At 33.6% G+C, this 17,457-nt stretch carries 11 protein-coding genes; 7 read left to right on the top strand and 4 right to left on the bottom strand.

Annotated features, from left to right (window positions below):
• Positions 1–200 precede the first annotated feature (200 nt).
• Positions 201–2,186 (top strand): alpha-L-arabinofuranosidase C-terminal domain-containing protein, encoded by a 1,986-nt coding sequence (locus DMB68_RS06020; protein WP_110345722.1) that lies wholly within the window; start codon positions 201–203, stop codon positions 2,184–2,186.
• 55 nt (positions 2,187–2,241) lie between these two features.
• On the opposite strand, the gene DMB68_RS06025 is transcribed toward DMB68_RS06020, so the two are convergent.
• A complete protein-coding gene (locus DMB68_RS06025) occupies positions 2,242–3,750 on the bottom strand; it encodes an ATP-binding protein (RefSeq protein WP_110345723.1) in 1,509 nt (502 codons plus the stop codon).
• Between the two features lie 379 nt (positions 3,751–4,129).
• Between DMB68_RS06025 and DMB68_RS06030 the strand changes: the two genes are divergently transcribed.
• Positions 4,130–4,732: a biliverdin-producing heme oxygenase gene (locus DMB68_RS06030; RefSeq protein ID WP_110345724.1), complete on the top strand. Its 603-nt coding sequence runs from the start codon at positions 4,130–4,132 to the stop codon at positions 4,730–4,732.
• Positions 4,732–7,002 carry an ATP-binding protein gene (locus DMB68_RS06035; protein WP_110345725.1) on the top strand — a complete coding sequence of 757 codons (2,271 nt, stop codon included), beginning with the start codon at positions 4,732–4,734 and terminating at the stop codon, positions 7,000–7,002. Before DMB68_RS06030 ends, DMB68_RS06035 begins: the two co-directional genes overlap by 1 nt.
• A gap of 28 nt (positions 7,003–7,030) precedes the next feature.
• On the opposite strand, the gene DMB68_RS06040 is transcribed toward DMB68_RS06035, so the two are convergent.
• Entirely contained in the window at positions 7,031–7,909 is an 879-nt protein-coding gene (locus tag DMB68_RS06040) for a helix-turn-helix domain-containing protein (protein ID WP_110345726.1), read from the bottom strand.
• A 264-nt stretch (positions 7,910–8,173) separates the two neighbouring features.
• Between DMB68_RS06040 and DMB68_RS06045 the strand changes: the two genes are divergently transcribed.
• The 4 genes from DMB68_RS06045 (at position 8,174) to DMB68_RS06060 (ending at position 12,411) form a co-directional block, all read left to right on the top strand.
• Positions 8,174–9,817: an alpha-L-fucosidase gene (locus tag DMB68_RS06045; protein ID WP_110345727.1), complete on the top strand. Its 1,644-nt coding sequence runs from the start codon at positions 8,174–8,176 to the stop codon at positions 9,815–9,817.
• 10 nt (positions 9,818–9,827) lie between these two features.
• The gene (locus DMB68_RS06050) at positions 9,828–10,169 is read left to right on the top strand and encodes an L-rhamnose mutarotase (protein ID WP_110345728.1); all 342 of its coding nucleotides are present in this window, start codon (positions 9,828–9,830) and stop codon (positions 10,167–10,169) included.
• Between the two features lie 200 nt (positions 10,170–10,369).
• Complete coding sequence (locus tag DMB68_RS06055) at positions 10,370–11,629, top strand: putative DNA modification/repair radical SAM protein (RefSeq protein ID WP_110345729.1); 1,260 nt, start codon at positions 10,370–10,372, stop codon at positions 11,627–11,629.
• 5 nt (positions 11,630–11,634) lie between these two features.
• Complete coding sequence (locus tag DMB68_RS06060; RefSeq protein ID WP_110345730.1) at positions 11,635–12,411, top strand: TIGR03915 family putative DNA repair protein; 777 nt, start codon at positions 11,635–11,637, stop codon at positions 12,409–12,411.
• Between the two features lie 268 nt (positions 12,412–12,679).
• Here DMB68_RS06060 and DMB68_RS06065 read toward each other — a convergent pair whose 3' ends face one another.
• Positions 12,680–14,146, bottom strand: coding sequence for a glycoside hydrolase family 130 protein (locus DMB68_RS06065; protein ID WP_110345731.1), 1,467 nt, complete (start codon positions 14,144–14,146; stop codon positions 12,680–12,682).
• A 434-nt stretch (positions 14,147–14,580) separates the two neighbouring features.
• Positions 14,581–17,196, bottom strand: a complete 2,616-nt coding sequence (locus tag DMB68_RS06070) for a beta-glucosidase (RefSeq protein ID WP_110346369.1) — start codon at positions 17,194–17,196, stop codon at positions 14,581–14,583.
• Positions 17,197–17,457 lie beyond the last annotated feature (261 nt).

Raw genomic sequence — 17,457 nt, forward strand, 5'->3', positions numbered from 1 at the left:
ACAAAGATTAGAGCTTAAGATTGCAGAGTTACTTGCGGAGATTCCTCCTTCGTCGGAATGACATAACTCTGAAGGCAATACATTATCTAAAAATCAAATCTTTAATTTTTCTGAACAATTGTTTTTTTAAATCGATTAAGTCTAAAATATTATAAAACTTTAAATAAATTAGCAAAACTAAATTATCAACCATCATAGAAATGAAAAACAATATAATTACAAAGATAATTATCGGCAGCTTGCTGTTCAATGGTATCTGTGCACAAGCTCAAAAAACAATTTTAGAAGTTGATGTTGCCAAAACTATTACGAAAATTCAGCCAACGATGTTCGGGTTGTTTTTTGAAGATATCAATTTTGCTGCAGACGGTGGATTGTATGCCGAAATGATTAAAAACAGATCATTTGAATTTGAAAAACCTCTGATGGGATGGGAGCAGCCGAATACCAAAAGGTCTTCTTTAAATATGAATTCGGGTACAGCAACTCCTATAAAAGTATCAGAAAATGAAACAAATCCAATTTTTTGCCGCGTTCTTGTAAATGATGACAAAGGATATGCTATCATAAATGAAGGTTTTAGAGGAATGGGAGTCAAAAAAGGGGCAAAATACAATCTTTCTTTAAAGGCCGCCAATCATAACGGTGCTATCAAAAAAATAATTATTCAGCTTATTGATAAAGACAAAAAAGTAATTGGTGAAACCAGTATTGTTCCAACAACAAATGAATGGGAATACTATTCTGCACAATTTACCGCTACTCAGACTGAGGCTAAAGCCAAACTAAAAATAACTTTTGAAGGAACCGGTACAATTGATCTGGATATGATTTCATTGTTTCCGGATGATACCTGGAAAAACAGAAAGAACGGCTTACGAAAAGATCTTGTACAGCTTTTATATGATATGAAGCCTGGATTTTTGCGTTTTCCGGGTGGCTGTATCGTAGAAGGAAGAACTTTGGCAGATCGCTATCAATGGAAAAAATCGGTTGGAGATGTTGAAGACAGAAGAACAATGATGAACCGCTGGAATGTGGAATTCAGCCACAAACAGACTCCGGATTATTTTCAAAGTTTTGGACTTGGATTTTATGAGTATTTCCAACTTTCAGAGGATATTGGTGCAACTCCATTACCTATCTTAAGTTGTGGAATGGCTTGTCAGTACAACACAGGCGAGTTGGCTCCGATGGAAGAACTGGATCCTTATATTAAGGACGCTTTAGATCTAATTGAGTTTGCCAATGGTTCAGAAGAGACTACCTGGGGAATACTTCGCTCAGATATGGGGCATCCAAAACCGTTTAACCTAAAATACATTGGGGTTGGTAACGAGCAGTGGGGGCCGGATTACATCGAAAGATATAAAGTTTTTGAAAAAGCGATAAAAGCCAAATATCCGGATATCATTATTGTTTCAGGAAGCGGACCTTCTCCGGATGGAGAGCATTTTGATTTTGCTATGCAGGAACTTAAAAGCCTGAATGCCGAACTAATAGACGAGCATTATTATAAAAGTCCACAATGGTTCAGGGAAAATGCAGCCCGCTATGACAATTACGATCGAAAAGGGCCAAAAATATTTGCTGGGGAATATGCTGCACAAAGTGTTTCGGGAGCCAATCCGAATAACAGAAATAACTGGGAATGTGCCTTTTCTGAAGCAGCATTTATGACAGGTTTGGAAAGAAACGCTGAAGTAGTCAACATGACTTCTTATGCTCCGCTAATGGCTCATGAAGAGGCATGGCAGTGGACGCCGGATATGATTTGGTTTAATAATTTAGAAGCCTATGGTTCTGCCAATTATTATGTTCAAAAACTATTTTCTACCAATAAAGGAACAGATCTTCTGGCAATTACCAAAGAAGGAAAACCATTAACTGGGCAGAACAACTTGTATGCATCTGTTGTAAAAGATGTAAATACAAAAGAGGTAATTATAAAACTGGTGAATACAGCAGCAACTCCACAAGAAGTTACAGTGGATTTAAAAGGAAGCAAACTATTATCTAAAGGAACTATCACTACACTTTCAAGTCCAAATTTACAGGATGAAAACACTTTTGGTGACCCAAAAAAGATAAGTCCAACAGAAAAAAAATATAATTTTAAAGGAGATAAAGCATCAGTCAATTTGCCAGCTTATTCGGTAATTGTTCTAAAGTTAAAATTAAAATAATTCATTTTAAAATACTATTTACCAGATATTTATATGTATTTAAATATCTGGTATTTTATTTAATAGAATACTCTTGTTGTTTTAATGGAAGAGTTACTATAAATTCTGTTCCATTATCTATTTTACTTTTGGCAGTTATTGTACCGTTATGTCTTTTTACTATTTTTCTGCAAAGAGCTAAGCCAAGTCCATTTCCTTCATACTGATCTTTAGAGTGTAGTCTTTCAAAAGTATTGAATATTCTTTCTGCAAAGGCTTCGTCAAATCCTATTCCATTATCTTTTATTATAATTTGAACCGAATCTAAACCATCAACTTGTAATAAAGTACTGGAGATTTCTACCCTTGGTGGCTGATTGGGTTTCGAGAATTTGAATGCATTATGAATCAGGTTGTAAAAAAGCTGATTGATTAGAATTGGAGCTCCGTCTATTACAGGTAGCTCATAAGTAATCAGAATTGCATCTTTTTCATTTATAATCAGTTCCAGGTCTGTTTTTATATTTTCTATAACATCATTAAGATTAATCTTTTCAAATGGCTGTTTGTTTTTATCCATAGTTGAATAGGTTAAAATCCCTTCAATTATATTTTGCATTCTTTCAGCAGACTGATTAATTTTATTCTGGTGTTTGATCGTAGTTTCACTAAAATTTGCTTCTTTCTCATTTTTAATAAGACTATTGAAAAATTTAATTTTCCTAACAGGTTCTTTTAAGTCATGGCTGACTACATTTGCAAAATGCAATAAATCATCATTTGAACGACGTAATTCTACAGTATTTTGTTCAACCTGCTTCTTTAATTCTTCCTGAAATTGCTTATGTTCATGAATATCAAGTATACTTCCTATTATCTTTATCGGAACTTCCTTTTCATCACGAATTATTTTTCCGCTTACCTTAATCCATTTTGAGCAATTTTCATTTACTATTCGGGTCTCATACGAGATAAGTCCTGTATTTTTTGATTCATTAATTGCCTTTTCCCGAACCAGTAAATCATCCGGATGAAGTTTTAGTAGTAATTCATCTATCGCTGGTGTATCTTCACTGCACATGATAGTATTAAAATTATCACATGTTTTGATTTCGTTCGTAATCAAATCGATCTCATAAGTTCCTATTCCGGATGATTGAACAGCGATTCGCAGTCTTTCTTCCACAGATTGAATTTGTTGTTTGGCAAGGTACAAATCAGTCACATCAGCGCCAGTATTCATCACACCATAAACTTTTCCTTCCGTATCAAACAAAGGGATGAAGCTGTAATTAAAATAATAAGACTGCATAGCGCCGTTAATGAGCAAATCTACTTTTTTGTTTTCCCCATGAAAGGGCACTCCTGTAGAAAGGACAGTAGCTGCCTGATCAAAAAAATTATCGTTTTTAATTTCAGGAAGAACATCAAGATAGTCCTTACCCAATACATCTTCGCCCTTTCCCCATGTTTTTATCATAGCATTATTCGCTAATACAATTTTTAATTTGCTACCTGTATATACTGCTATTGGCAAAGGTGTATTATCTATTATATCCTTTAAGATTGTGATGTTTGAATACATGACGATATGTTAATTTTTACGAAGTTATTCTTTAAAAAAATGATTCTGTTATATTAAGCTGATAAAGTGTTTCATAATTATTACAACTATAAGTTTATAATTTATTTATAATAATTAAACAATTCTTAAAGCCTTTAATTTATTTATATATTGTAATATAATTAATTAGGTTTATTTATGTAAAAATATTCATATTTATTTTGTTTAATAAAATATTCTTTAAGTTAAACAAAAAAATATATTTAGCAATATATTAATTAACATATTTAGAAGTGTTTGCAAACCAGATATCCTGTCAGAAGTAAAACATTTTTTTTACATTTGTCTGGAGAGGTAATAATGATTTAACTCTTTAAAATAAAAATAATAGTTTCAATTAATGAGTGGAAATTCAACTTCTTTAGTATCTTCAGCTTTTCTTAGTGATTTAAAAAATCAAACTTCAGATTCCCACAGAAAATTAGAAAGCCTGACAATATCAGCATCAATCTTGTCTCCCGACATGAAAATATTAGATTACATTCATTATTTGAGCCTGATGTACGATGTCCATAAAAACACTGAAAGTGTTATTTTTCCATTATTATCAGAAATTATAACTGATTTAGATAAAAGAAGAAAAAGTCATCTCATCGAAGAAGATTTAGATTTTCTTCAATACAATAAAACAGATTCAAATAATGTTTTTAGTACTAAGGAAATTACAATACCTTTTGCACTAGGAATATTATATGTTATAGAAGGTTCCAGCCTTGGAGGAAGATTTATATTGAAAAATGTTTCAAAAATCCCGGGCCTTGACAATGGTCATGGAACTCTCTATTTTCAGGGTTATGGAGATACAACAGGAACTTTTTGGAAAAACTTCCTTGGCTTCTTGTCAGAATATGAAGAGAATCATAATTGTGGAAATGCAATCATAGAAGGAGCAATTTATGCTTTTAATAGTATTTACAATCATTTTAGGAGTATATCAGAGTAATGAAGATTAAAGATATTGTTAATCGTGATCTTGTCACATTAACCAACTGTGAGCACGAACCTATACATATACCAGGTAAAATTCAGCCTCATGGTTTTTTGATTGGTATCACTTCTGAAGGAAAAATAGATTTTTGTACCGCAAATATTTCCTGGTATGTCAGTGTAAATCACACAGAAGCATTGGGAAAAAAAATTACTGATGTTTTTGGAGCAAATGCAGAAAAGCAAATATTTGAGTATATTAATAAAGATGAAAATCAGGATGTTTTTCCTCTTGAAATTGATTTGCTTGGTAAATTTTTTCAAATCAGCATCCACAAAAGCTTTGATATTTATGTTTTAGAAGCAGAATTTCAATTTGCAGGTAAAGAAAAACTGGCAGATGTCTACACACAGACTATTCAGTTTGTGACACAAATGAACAACACGACCTCCCTAAAAGATTTATGTGCTTTGGTTGCAGAAGGAACTCGTAAAATAACAGGTTATGACCGTGTAATGATTTATCGTTTTGATGAGCAATATAATGGTGAAGTTTATGCAGAAAATTGCAGAGAAGATCTCGAAACTTTTTTAGGGCTCCACTATCCACATACGGATATTCCGGCACAGGCGAGGGAGTTATATATGAGGAATCAGCTAAGGCTCATTGTTGATGTAGATTATATGCCGGTTCCAATTTATACAATTGATGATCAGGAAAATAAAACCCTTGATCTTAGTCTGTCCATATTGAGGAGTTCTTCTCCAATTCATGTAGAATATTTGAAAAATATAGGTGTTGGAGCAACACTCACTATTTCACTCATTCATAATGAACGCTTATGGGGGCTAATCGCATGTCATCATTATTCAAGCAAAAATATTTCGCCTGAAATGAGACTCGCTGCAAAGCTTCAGGGGCAATTTATAACTTCGCAGATAGATATAAGACAGTCAAATGATGAAAATGTAAATGCTCAGCAAACGGTTTTGGCACTTGAACAATTATCTGGTATGCAGTTTCCTCTTTTGCAGGAATCAATTCAAACTATAGTTGATGCCCCACAATTATTAAGTATTTGTAATGCAACGGGGGTTTCTGTTGTTGCAAAAGGGAAAATTTATAAAAATGGTTTAGTCCCTACTGATGAGCAAATTGAAAATTTGATAATACAATTTGATGACAAGATATCTGATAAATTATTTACTACCAATAAATTAAGTGATCACTTTAATGGTATAGGAAAATGTTCCAGCTTTGCCGGTATAATTTACCATCCTTTAGGTAATTCTGATTATATAATCTGGTATAGGCCCGAAACAATATCCGAAATCAATTGGGCCGGTAATCCAGAAAAAGCGATAATAAAAGATAGTACAGGGCTTCATCCACGAAACTCTTTTGAAATATGGAAACAGATTATAAAAAATCAAAGCAGCCTTTGGAAACAATATGAAATCAATGGAGCTGTACAATATGCCCATACGCTTCATAATCAGTTAATGATGATCACACTAAGTGAAGAAGAAGAAAAATACCGCAGTCAAAGTGAAATATTAAAGGAGACAAATTCTGAACTTGAAAACCTGAACTGGATTAGTACGCATGATTTGCAGGAACCTCTCCGTAAAATCCAATTATTTATTTCCAAAATGCTGACCGAACCACATGTTGTTGAGATGGATTCGATTTTTAATTCTTTACTAAGAGTATCAAAATCAGCCGACAGAATGAGAACTTTGCTAGATGACATTCTTAAGTTTTCGCGAATAAAATATACAAGGGAAAATTTAGAAAAAATAGATTTAAATCAAACTATAAATACAGTATTAACAGAAATGGAGGAAACTATTTCTGAATACAACGCTATAATTGAATACGAAAGGCTTCCGGAAGTTCATGCAGTCAACTTTTTGATGCAGCAATTATTTTCTAACATTATGCAGAATTCTTTAAAATTTGCTTCCCCGAAAAGAACACCTCATATTAAAATAACGGCATCAAAAGAACCGGAATTAGTAACACATTCACATAAAATATATTGCCACTGGATTTGTTTTTCAGATAATGGAATTGGCTTTGAACAACAATATGCACAAACAATTTTTAAAGTTTTTGGCAGATTACACAATCAGGAAGAATATAAAGGTTCCGGAGTTGGTCTTGCATTATGTAAAAAGATTATGCAGACTGTTGGGGGTACAATTTATGCTACAGGTAAACCAGGAGAGGGGACAGATATAAAAATTTATTTTCCATGTGACCCTCTCGATACACTTTTATAATCATATTAAATTTTATTCAAATAAAGACTCATTTCAAATCAGTATTCTGGTTTCGATATTCCCCAGGAGTTAGACTTACAATTTGTTTAAACGTTTTAGAAAAGTGTGGCAGATTAGCAAAACCTGTATCCATAGCAATTTCTAAAAATGTTTTATTTGTAGTTGCAATAAGATATTGTGCTCTTTCAATCTTTTTTTTGTGGATGTAATTTAAAGGTCTTTCTCCGGTATGAAGCAGGAATTGTTTAGAAAAATAATCCTTATTCTGATTTACTCTTTTAGCTAACTCGACCACTGTAAGATTCTCATCTAAATGCAGCTGTACATAACTCATCGTATCTAATATCTTAGAAGATGTAATCTGTGGATAATTAGATATGAAACTGGCTGAATTCAGGAATTTTGAAATTAACTGAAAAAGGATTCCCTGATTTTCAAACTTCTGATGTATTTTCATTTTGTCATTAAGAGCACGATATTCTTTATAATAAGCTTCTTTTTCATACACTTTAGGATTGTCAGATCGGTTGATTCCTCTTCCGGGATTATTCTGCAGCATTTTTTTTATAAGAGCGACATCTATTTCATCCGCTTCAAGTTTCATGATATTTCTATTGTTGCTAAATAAAGAAATACCATCAGGAGATTCTTCAAAAAACTGAATAAAAAACTGACTCAGGTATTCTTCGCAATTCAGGTTGCATATCGTAAAACTCGGAATCAGATATAGATAACCGGACTCCAAAATTAATTTTCCCCTATTGTCGGATACAGAGCCAACTCCTGCATCTATATAATACAAACGATAATAAGGACTGATAATATTGTTGTAATTCCATTTATTATTAAGTTTTACATAGTCAATATGTAATATCGAGAAATTATATTTTAGAATATTGACAGACATAAAAAGTAAATTTCAATAATAACCGTTTTTGAATAATAGAAAAGCGTTTTTGTGTAAAAAATTAGAATCACTAATCTGTTACTTTTGTAAATGTAATTGTTTTAAATAAAGTACTAAAATTAAGAATAATATAATTTTTATAGTAAATTTTTGTTCAATTAATTTTAAATTATCTATAAGAGTATAGGGTAAGAATTATTATTTTTTAATTTTATAAATACCTTAAAACGGAAATATATAAATATTTATCCAAAACATTTAAGTATGAATAGAAGAAATGCTTTAAAACTTGGTGCCACAGCACTCGCCGGACTTTATTTATCACCTTTATTAGGAAAATCATATATACTTGATTCATCCATATCAAAAGGTCCTTTTGAGCCAAATTGGGATTCTCTTGCAAAATATGTAGTTCCGGATTGGTTCCGGGATGCTAAATTTGGAATGTGGGCGCACTGGGGACCGCAGTGTGAGCCTGAAGCCGGAGACTGGTACGGAAGGGGAATGTATGAAGAAGGTTCACGACAGTATAAGTTTCATATTGAGAAATACGGGCATCCTTCAAAATTTGGATTTAAGGATGTAATCAATGTCTGGAAAGCTGACAACTGGAATCCGGAAGAGTTAGTCAATTTATATAAAACTGCCGGAGCTAAATATTTCATGGCAATGGCAAATCATCATGATAATTTAGATTTGTATGACAGCAAGTATCAGCCAAATTGGAATTCAACTAAAGTTGGTCCCAAAAAAGATATTATTGCCGGTTGGGAAAAAGCTGCCCGTAAAGCGGGATTGCCTTTTGCTGTTAGTGTTCATGCTGCCCATGCCTGGAATTGGTTTGACACTTCGCAGGGAGCTGATAAAAATGGACCTTTGGCAGGAGTCCCTTATGATGGAAAACTGACTAAAGCAGATGGTAAAGGAACCTGGTGGGATGGTTTAGATCCTCAGGAATTATATGCGCAAAATCATCCATTAAGTGCAAAACCCTCGAATAATTCATCTGTGCACAGCCAATGGGACTGGGCAGATGGAGCGTCTGTACCATCCACGGATTATTCAGAAAAATTTCATGACAGAACTATTGATCTAATTGATAAGTACAATCCGGATATGATTTATTTTGATGATACGGCATTACCACTTTGGCCAATTAGCAATGCAGGACTACGTATTGCAGCACATTTATACAATAAAAGTTTAAAGAAAAACAAAAAAGTTCAGGCCGTAATTACTGGTAAAATATTAACAGAATCCCAACGAAAAGCAATAGTTTGGGATATAGAAAAAGGACAGAGCAATAGTATAGAACCTTTGCCATGGCAGACAGATACCTGTATTGGCAATTGGCATTATGACCGCCGGGTTTACAACGACAAGCGTTACAAATCTGCAAAAACGGTTATCCATACTCTTATAGATGTTGTGAGTAAAAACGGAAATTTAATGCTCAATATTCCGGTTCGCGGAGACGGAAGTATTGATGAACTAGAACGAGAAATTGTAAAGGAAATTGGCGTTTGGATGAAACTAAACAGTAAAAGTATTTACGGAACCCGACCATGGAAAATATTTGGAGAAGGCCCACAGCAAGAAAGTGCCGGAGCATTGACTGCCCAGGGTTTCAATGAAGGAAAAGGAAAACCATATACTTCAGAAGATATTCGTTTTGCACAAAAAGACAAAACACTTTATGCTACTGTAATGGGCTGGCCAGAAAATGGTGTTGCTTTAATAAAAAGTTTAGGAAAATCCAGTCCGCATCGTACAGAGAAAATAAAACAGATAAGATTAGTGAGTACAGGAGAAAAACTGAACTTTAAACAAACGGAACATGGCTTGGAAGTGTATTTTCCTAATCAAAAACCACAGGCTTCTTATGCAAATGCTTTAGAAATCATTTAAAATATAAAATATGGTTTCAAAAAAACTATACTATGCCTGCGATTTAGTTGATAACCCAAAACTAATAGAGCAGTACAAAAGATATCATTCAAAAGAAAATGTATGGCCTGAAATTACCAAAAGCATTAAGGATTCGGGCATTTTGGATATGGAAATTTATATAATTTCGAACAGGCTGTTTATGATTATAGAAGTTGACGAAACGTTTTCTTCCGAACGTAAACAAAAGATGGATGCAGAAAATCCGAAAGTTCAGGAATGGGAAAAATTGATGTGGGAATTTCAACAAGCACTTCCAATTGCAAAAAAAGGGGAGAAGTGGTTGCCTATGAAACAAATCTTTAAACTGTAGTTTAATATAATACTAAGATTATTAACCTTCAAAGTCATTTGATTTTGGAGGTTTTTTAGTTTAATGAATGGAATAATCATAATACAGCTTTAGTTAATTTGATACAATTTAGAACAATCAGCTAAAATATTTTGTTATAGAAAATAACTAATTTTGATTGTAGTTAAATTTCAGTTTCAAAAAACAATACAAAAATCAAAATGGTAAACGAGAGAGTGATGGAGAAGTTGGGAATTTTGGCTGATGCTGCAAAATATGATGTATCTTGTTCGTCTGCATTAAGTAAACGTGAGAACAAAAACAAAGGACTCGGCAATGCTAAAGGTTATGGTATTTGTCACGCCTACACTGAAGACGGCCGTTGTGTATCACTGTTGAAAATTTTGCTTACCAATCATTGTATTTTTGACTGTGCCTATTGTGTGAGCAGAAAAAGCAATGATATTAAACGAGCCGCTTTTACTGTGCAGGAAGTGGTTGACCTTACAATAGGTTTTTACCGTAGAAACTATATTGAAGGTTTATTTTTAAGTTCAGGTATTTTTGATAATGCTGATTATACCATGGAACGCTTGGTCAGAATTGCCAAAAAATTACGATTGGAGCATAATTTTAATGGATACATACATTTGAAGGCGATTCCCGGAGCCAGTGATGAATTGCTGAAAGAAGCCGGACTATATGCAGATCGTTTAAGCGTAAATGTCGAAATGCCAACAGAACAAAGTCTTAAATTACTGGCACCTGATAAAAATCATGTCGATGTGATCAACCCAATGAAATATCTTAAAAACGAAATTATTGGCTATAAAGAAGAAAAGAAATTAAATTATAAGGCACCACTTTTTGCTCCGGCAGGACAGAGCACGCAAATGGTAATTGGTGCAACACAAGAAAGTGATCTTGAAATTTTAGGAATGGCTGATTATTTTTATCAGCAGATGAATATGAAACGAGTGTACTATTCAGGTTATGTTCCAATTAGTTATGATAATCGTCTTCCTGCTATTGGTACGCCAGTTCCTATGATACGCGAAAACCGCTTATATCAGGCGGATTGGCTTGTTCGCTACTACGGATTTAATGTAAATGAAATCGTAGGTTTTAATCAGCCCAACCTCGATCTTGATATTGATCCCAAACTTGGATGGGCTTTGCGTAACCTGAACCAATTTCCGGTTGACATCAATACTGCCGATTTAGAACTTATAAAACGTATTCCCGGAATTGGATATTTAAGTGCCACAAAAATTGTTGCCTCAAGAAAGTTTAAAAAATTAATGCCTGATGATTTGCAAAAAATGGGAATTGCTTATTCGCGTGCCAAATATTTTCTGGCTTTTGCAACACCATTTCAACTTCAAAAGGATTTAACTTCGGTACAAATCAAAGATCATATTTTAAATTCTCAAAAAAGTAAATACAAAAACGATTTTTCTAATCAGCTTGCTTTATTTTAATTGAAATGACAGAAGTGATTTATGATGCTACTTATGAAGGCTGGCTTACGGCAGTATTTGAAATTTATGAATATAAATATGCTGATATTGTTTTTGCAAAAAAGGAAACTTCGGGTACTTTACTTTTTGCAAATACTCATTTGGCTGTAACAGATGTTGCAAAAGCAAAACGCGTTTTAGATGGATTAAAGAAACGCCTTTCGGCAGAAGGAATTTCAAATTTGTATAATGCATTTTTATCTGAAGAGCCACAGATAGAAGAAACAATGCTTCAATTCGCCAGGTATGTGTTGGCTAATTCAAAAAATGTAGAAGAAGATTTTAGTAATGATGCTATTCGGAATCTTAGGAAGGCAGCACGTCTAACCGGAAAAGAGTCACATCGTATGGAAGCATTTGTTCGCTTTAAATTGACGAAAGACAAATTGTATTATGCCATCATTGAACCGGACTGTGATGTTTTGCCTCTCATAGAAAACCATTTTAAAAAACGTTATGCAGATCAGTACTGGTTGATCTATGATGTAAAACGCAAATATGGGATTTATTATGACCTCGAAAAAGTTTCAGTAGTAGAGCTACAGTTTAATCCTGAGTCTCTTTCAACCAAACATTTAACCGAAATATGTGATGAGAACGAAGAGTTTTTTCAGAATCTTTGGAGACACTATTTTAAAAGTGTCAATATTGAATCGCGAAAAAATATGAAGCTTCACATACAACACATGCCTAAACGCTATTGGAAACATTTGATAGAAAAAATTCCGAATGCGAACAATTAAAATGAATAACACGAAAAATCTTGTAATTTAAATGCGATTGTTTTTTGTTATTTTATAATAAAAAACAATAAATAATTCTTATTAAAAATGACTTCCATAAACTCAATTAGAGCTTGTTTTTAAAAATAAGCATATTCTGATTCCAATTTCAAAAAATAATTTCTTAAATCAGCTTATTTGCATTTTAGCTATTTTTTTGCCCCAAAAAAAAAAAAAAAACACCATTCATCGAATGGTGTTTTAATTTTAAAGAATCAATTTAAATTCTCTATTTACTTTTCTTTAAAGCATCAATCAATTCAACCATATCAACTACCGCATAAGTAGAAGAATAATCAGAAACTGCATAAGGCAATATAAGACTGTTGTTATGAATAATAGCACCACAGGAATACACAACATTAGGAACATAACCTTCTCGTTCGTCTTCTAATGGCGAAAGCAAAGGCTCTGTAAGTCTTCCAATTTCTTTAGACGGGTCATCAAGATCAAATAAAGAAGCACCAATACAGTAACGTCGCATTGTACCTACACCATGGGTAATGACAAGCCATCCTTCCTCTGTCCAAAGTGGTGATCCACAGTTTCCTATTTGTGTAAATTCCCAAGTATAACGGGGTTCCTGAAGAAGAACAGGGGTATTCCATTGTGTAACTCTGTCAGAATACATGATGTAATTGTTAACACCATCTATTCTCGCAAGCATAGCGTATTTGCCTTTGATTTTTCTTGGAAATAAAGCCAGATTTTTATTTTGAGCACCTGCACCATGTAAAGGCATTACTCTGAAGGTATAAAAATCTTCGGTAGAGATAAGTTTAGGTAATATAGTATGCCCATTATATGCGGTATAAGTAGCCATAACACGAGAAGAACCGTCGTCATCTGTAAAGCGGACAAAACGGGCATCTTCAATTCCGCGGCTTTCAGAATCAGATATTGGAAATATAACACGCTCAGTGAGATCAGAATCATGTTTAAATTCCACATCATAAAATGATTTTGCCAGCCAGATTATTTCGTTCAGTGCTGTTCTTCTTTCTTCACGAATTGATGGATCGCTTAAGGCAGTGTTTACCGTATTTTTTAGAACCGCATATTCAAATTCATCCGGTAAATCCTGCATAATTTGTGTTATGTATTTGTCCTGAGTATGCATTTCGGATAACTTCAATAAAAACCGTTCTTTATTAAAAAAACTTTTGTGTATAATTTCAGCCTTATCAATATTGTGTCCAATTTTCATAACCTGAAGATTATTATCCCTGTCCAGAATTCCTCTTCTGAAAACTATTGATGAAATATGCCCTTCACCTGTTGCACGAAAAGAAATAATAACACGTTTTTCACCAGCTTCTAAGCCAGTCTGATCAAAATCTTCTATAATAGACGGATTAAAAATAGCTGCAGATTCAATAGCATATTCCATTGTGCAATAAGAACCTATTAACATCTTCCGATCAAGTGATAAAGTTTCATAATCAATCTGCAGGGCTTCAATATTATCTCTTACTTTTTCGCAGTGTCGCAAAAATATGGCAGAAATATTTCGATGACGTCTGGCAAATTCACGAAGTGTTTGTTCTAAAGTTTCCAATACTTGTTTATCATTCAGCGTCATTATACGAGTAACCATTTGTTTGGTTCGCTCATCACCATTTATAAAATATCGTGCAACAACTCTTTTTGAATCAGGGGTAAATTTTATACTCTTTCGGATAACAGATACACGCATAGTTTAATTTTTTGAATAGAGAAAATTATTTTTTTACTTTATTGAAGTTAGCGAATATGTTAATAAAAACCCCTTATTTTTTGTTAAAAATTGTTTTTAAATATTTTTTTTAAAAAGAGTTTTATCTAATTATTACGTTAAAAAAAAAGAAAAATACAGTTTAAATACTTGAAAAATAAGCTTTTGAAATCTGTAGAACGAAACATCTTTTGAAATTTTGCTTCCTTGTTATTAGTAATTTAGTATTTACAGTTAAACAAATAGGATATATTATAAATTAAAGTATAGTATAGTATAGTATAGTATAGTATAGTATTATAGTATAGCTAACTTTATTTAGCCCTATCTTTATACAGGGATAAAAAAAATGTATTGATGAAAATTCTCCATCAATACATTTCATAGAATTAATATTTTTTAAATAATAAAGTAAGTTATTTTTCCAGTAATATCGTCTTACCGGTTAGATTGAATCGTCCTTTTTGATTGTCTTCGGATTCGTCTGGTTGTTTACCTCCAACTGAGATAGTGAACCATCCCGGTTCTATTACACGCTGACCTTTTTTATTTATTAAGGAAAGCTGCCTTGGAGTAATTGTAAAACTTACCGTTTTTGTTTCTCCTTTTTTCAGATTAATGCGCTCAAATCCTTCTAATTGTACTATCGGACGTGGAGTAGAGGCTTTTTCATCTTTTAAGTATAACTCGACTACTTCGTCGCCATCACGATCACCAGTATTGGTTACATCAACAGATATTTTAAAATCTTTTTCAGCGTTGATACTATTCGGAATTTGAATATTGTTGTATTTAAATTTGGTATAACTTAAGCCAAATCCAAACGGATACAGTGGTTTTTTATCAAAATAACGATAGGTGCGGCCTTTCATATCATAGCTCTCAAAAGCCGGAAGCTGATCTACAGATTTATAGTAAGTTACAGGAAGTCGACCGGCAGGATTATAATCCCCGAAAAGTACATCGGCAATTGCATTACCGCCTTGCTGGCCGGGATAACCGGCAGTTAAAATGGCAGTGATATTATCATTAGCCCAGTTTATCGAAAGCGCACTACCATTTATTAAAACTAAAACAACTGGTTTTCCGGTTGCCTTCATTGCTTTCATTAATTCCTCTTGATTAGACGGTAAGTTAAGACTGGTACGATCTCCACCTTCAAAACCATCGGCTTCTACTTTCATTTCTTCACCTTCCAGGCGTTCATTTAATCCCAAAACCAACACCACTGCATCGGCCTCATTAGCAACCTGAATAGCTTCTTTTAATGCATCTTCCTGTGGTTCAGACCATAAAAGCTGTGCGATTGCATCCCCATAGAAATTTTGGTATTTAACCTCTATTTTATATTTTTTTCCGGCTTCCAATTCAATTTTCTGAGCACGAATTCGCGGATGATGATTGTTTTTTCCACCAGATGTTTTTCCTGTTTCGATTTCAATGGTCATAAAAGGTTTAGACCATTCAGAAATGTTATAAGTTCCGGTTTTTGGTGCCACAATATAACCAGTCCATCTTACGCTGTAATTCCCCATTTTCATACGGGGATCAGGAGTATTCATATCCCAATGAAAATCGATATTGTCATCAATATGGGTAAAAAGTGGTTTTCCTTCCCATTTACTATTATCAAAATATTCTGCGGTTAAACCTTGCATTCCACTTTCATTTTGTAGATAAACAGAGGGAATAATTTTCATCTCAGGAACGCCTTTAGCCAGATCAGTACCTTTTGCATATGATACTTTAGCATTAGGTTCCAGTTTATTTTGAATACCTTTTAATACTGTAATTGGATTGCTTGGAATACCGCTGTAATTTCCCCATAGCGACTGTATATCATTGGCATTTGGACCTATAACAGCAACCGTTTTAATGTTTTTTGAAAGAGGAAGTGTCTGATTTTGGTTTTTTAAAAGAACAATACTTTTTTGAGAAGCGACACGAGAAAGCCAGTCATGGGCAGGATTATTGTTTACTGAATAAGGAATTTGAGCATAAGGTACAATCTCTTCAGGATCGAACATCCCTAATTTAAAACGGCCTGTAAACAAACGTTTTAATGTTAGATCAATATCAGCTTCAGTAAGCAATTTACGCTCAAGAGCTTCTTTTAATGATTTATAACAACTTCCACACTCCAAATCCAAACCTTGTTTTACTGCTAGTGCTGAAGCAGAAGCGGCATCATTTGTAATTTTATGGTATTTCCAAATATCTGTTACAGCACCACAGTCTGACACAATATAACCTTTAAATCCCCAATCATTTCGAAGAATATTAAAAAGAAACGGACTGGCACTTGCAGATTCTCCTCTAAAACGGTTATAAGCTCCCATTACCGAATAGACATGGCTTTCTTTCACCAAAGTACGAAAAGCAGGAAGATACGTTTCATAAAGATCTATATCACTCGCTTCAGCATTGAATTGATGACGGGAAGGCTCAGGCCCTGAATGAACTGCGAAATGTTTAGCAGTAGCAATTACTTTCAGGTATTTTTCATTAGTGCCCTGAAGGCCGTTCACATATTGAAGTCCTAATTGTCCTGTTAGAAAAGGATCTTCTCCATAAGTTTCATGTCCACGTCCCCAACGCGGATCCCTGAAAATATTAATGTTTGGAGACCAAAAAGTGAGCCCCTGGTACATTCCGTGCTGCCCTCGTCTTAAATATTCATGATGTTTAGCACGAGCTTCATCAGAAATAGCACTCGCAACATCAAAAACTAACTGACGATCCCAGGAGGATGCAATTGAAATAGATTGTGGAAAAACGGTTGCATATCCAGCACGGGCAACACCGTGAAGGGATTCGTTCCACCAATTGTATTCCGGTATGCCCAGACGTTCGACAGCAGGTGAGGAATCCATCAATTGGCTGATTTTTTCATCAATAGTCATTCTGGATACAAGATCATTAACACGTTGTTCTGTGGTTAAATTTGGATTTTTGAACGCGAAATTTTCCTGTGCAAAAGTGTTTAATGCCAGAAAGTTTAGCATAAACACGAGACGATATATTTTTCTCATAGAATTTTCCTGAAAATATTTTGGTTTATAGTTAGTATAGATAATTAAGTTTTTAAAATTCAAAGTTTTGGATAAGTATTATTTATCTTTTCACAAAATTAGATTTTTATATTTTTCGGATTGGGATAAATTACTATTTTAAGTATGTTATAAAGCTTGTCATTCCATTTTTTTAATCTTATCTGATACATGAAACAGGTACAAATCACTATTTAAGGGGTGGTATTTGACTACTGACAGGGGGTATTTTAGGTTCGGAAA

It is taken from the genome of Flavobacterium hydrophilum (assembly GCF_003202405.1).
GTDB classification, from domain to species: Bacteria; Bacteroidota; Bacteroidia; order Flavobacteriales; family Flavobacteriaceae; genus Flavobacterium; species Flavobacterium hydrophilum.

Coding starts and splice junctions, on each gene's coding strand:
- DMB68_RS06020 (WP_110345722.1), top strand. CDS start 201: ATGAAAAACAATATAATTACAAAGATAATTATCGGCAGCTTGCTGTTC.
- DMB68_RS06025 (WP_110345723.1), bottom strand. CDS start 3,750: ATGTATTCAAACATCACAATCTTAAAGGATATAATAGATAATACACCT.
- DMB68_RS06030 (WP_110345724.1), top strand. CDS start 4,130: ATGAGTGGAAATTCAACTTCTTTAGTATCTTCAGCTTTTCTTAGTGAT.
- DMB68_RS06035 (WP_110345725.1), top strand. CDS start 4,732: ATGAAGATTAAAGATATTGTTAATCGTGATCTTGTCACATTAACCAAC.
- DMB68_RS06040 (WP_110345726.1), bottom strand. CDS start 7,909: ATGTCTGTCAATATTCTAAAATATAATTTCTCGATATTACATATTGAC.
- DMB68_RS06045 (WP_110345727.1), top strand. CDS start 8,174: ATGAATAGAAGAAATGCTTTAAAACTTGGTGCCACAGCACTCGCCGGA.
- DMB68_RS06050 (WP_110345728.1), top strand. CDS start 9,828: ATGGTTTCAAAAAAACTATACTATGCCTGCGATTTAGTTGATAACCCA.
- DMB68_RS06055 (WP_110345729.1), top strand. CDS start 10,370: ATGGTAAACGAGAGAGTGATGGAGAAGTTGGGAATTTTGGCTGATGCT.
- DMB68_RS06060 (WP_110345730.1), top strand. CDS start 11,635: ATGACAGAAGTGATTTATGATGCTACTTATGAAGGCTGGCTTACGGCA.
- DMB68_RS06065 (WP_110345731.1), bottom strand. CDS start 14,146: ATGCGTGTATCTGTTATCCGAAAGAGTATAAAATTTACCCCTGATTCA.
- DMB68_RS06070 (WP_110346369.1), bottom strand. CDS start 17,196: ATGAGAAAAATATATCGTCTCGTGTTTATGCTAAACTTTCTGGCATTA.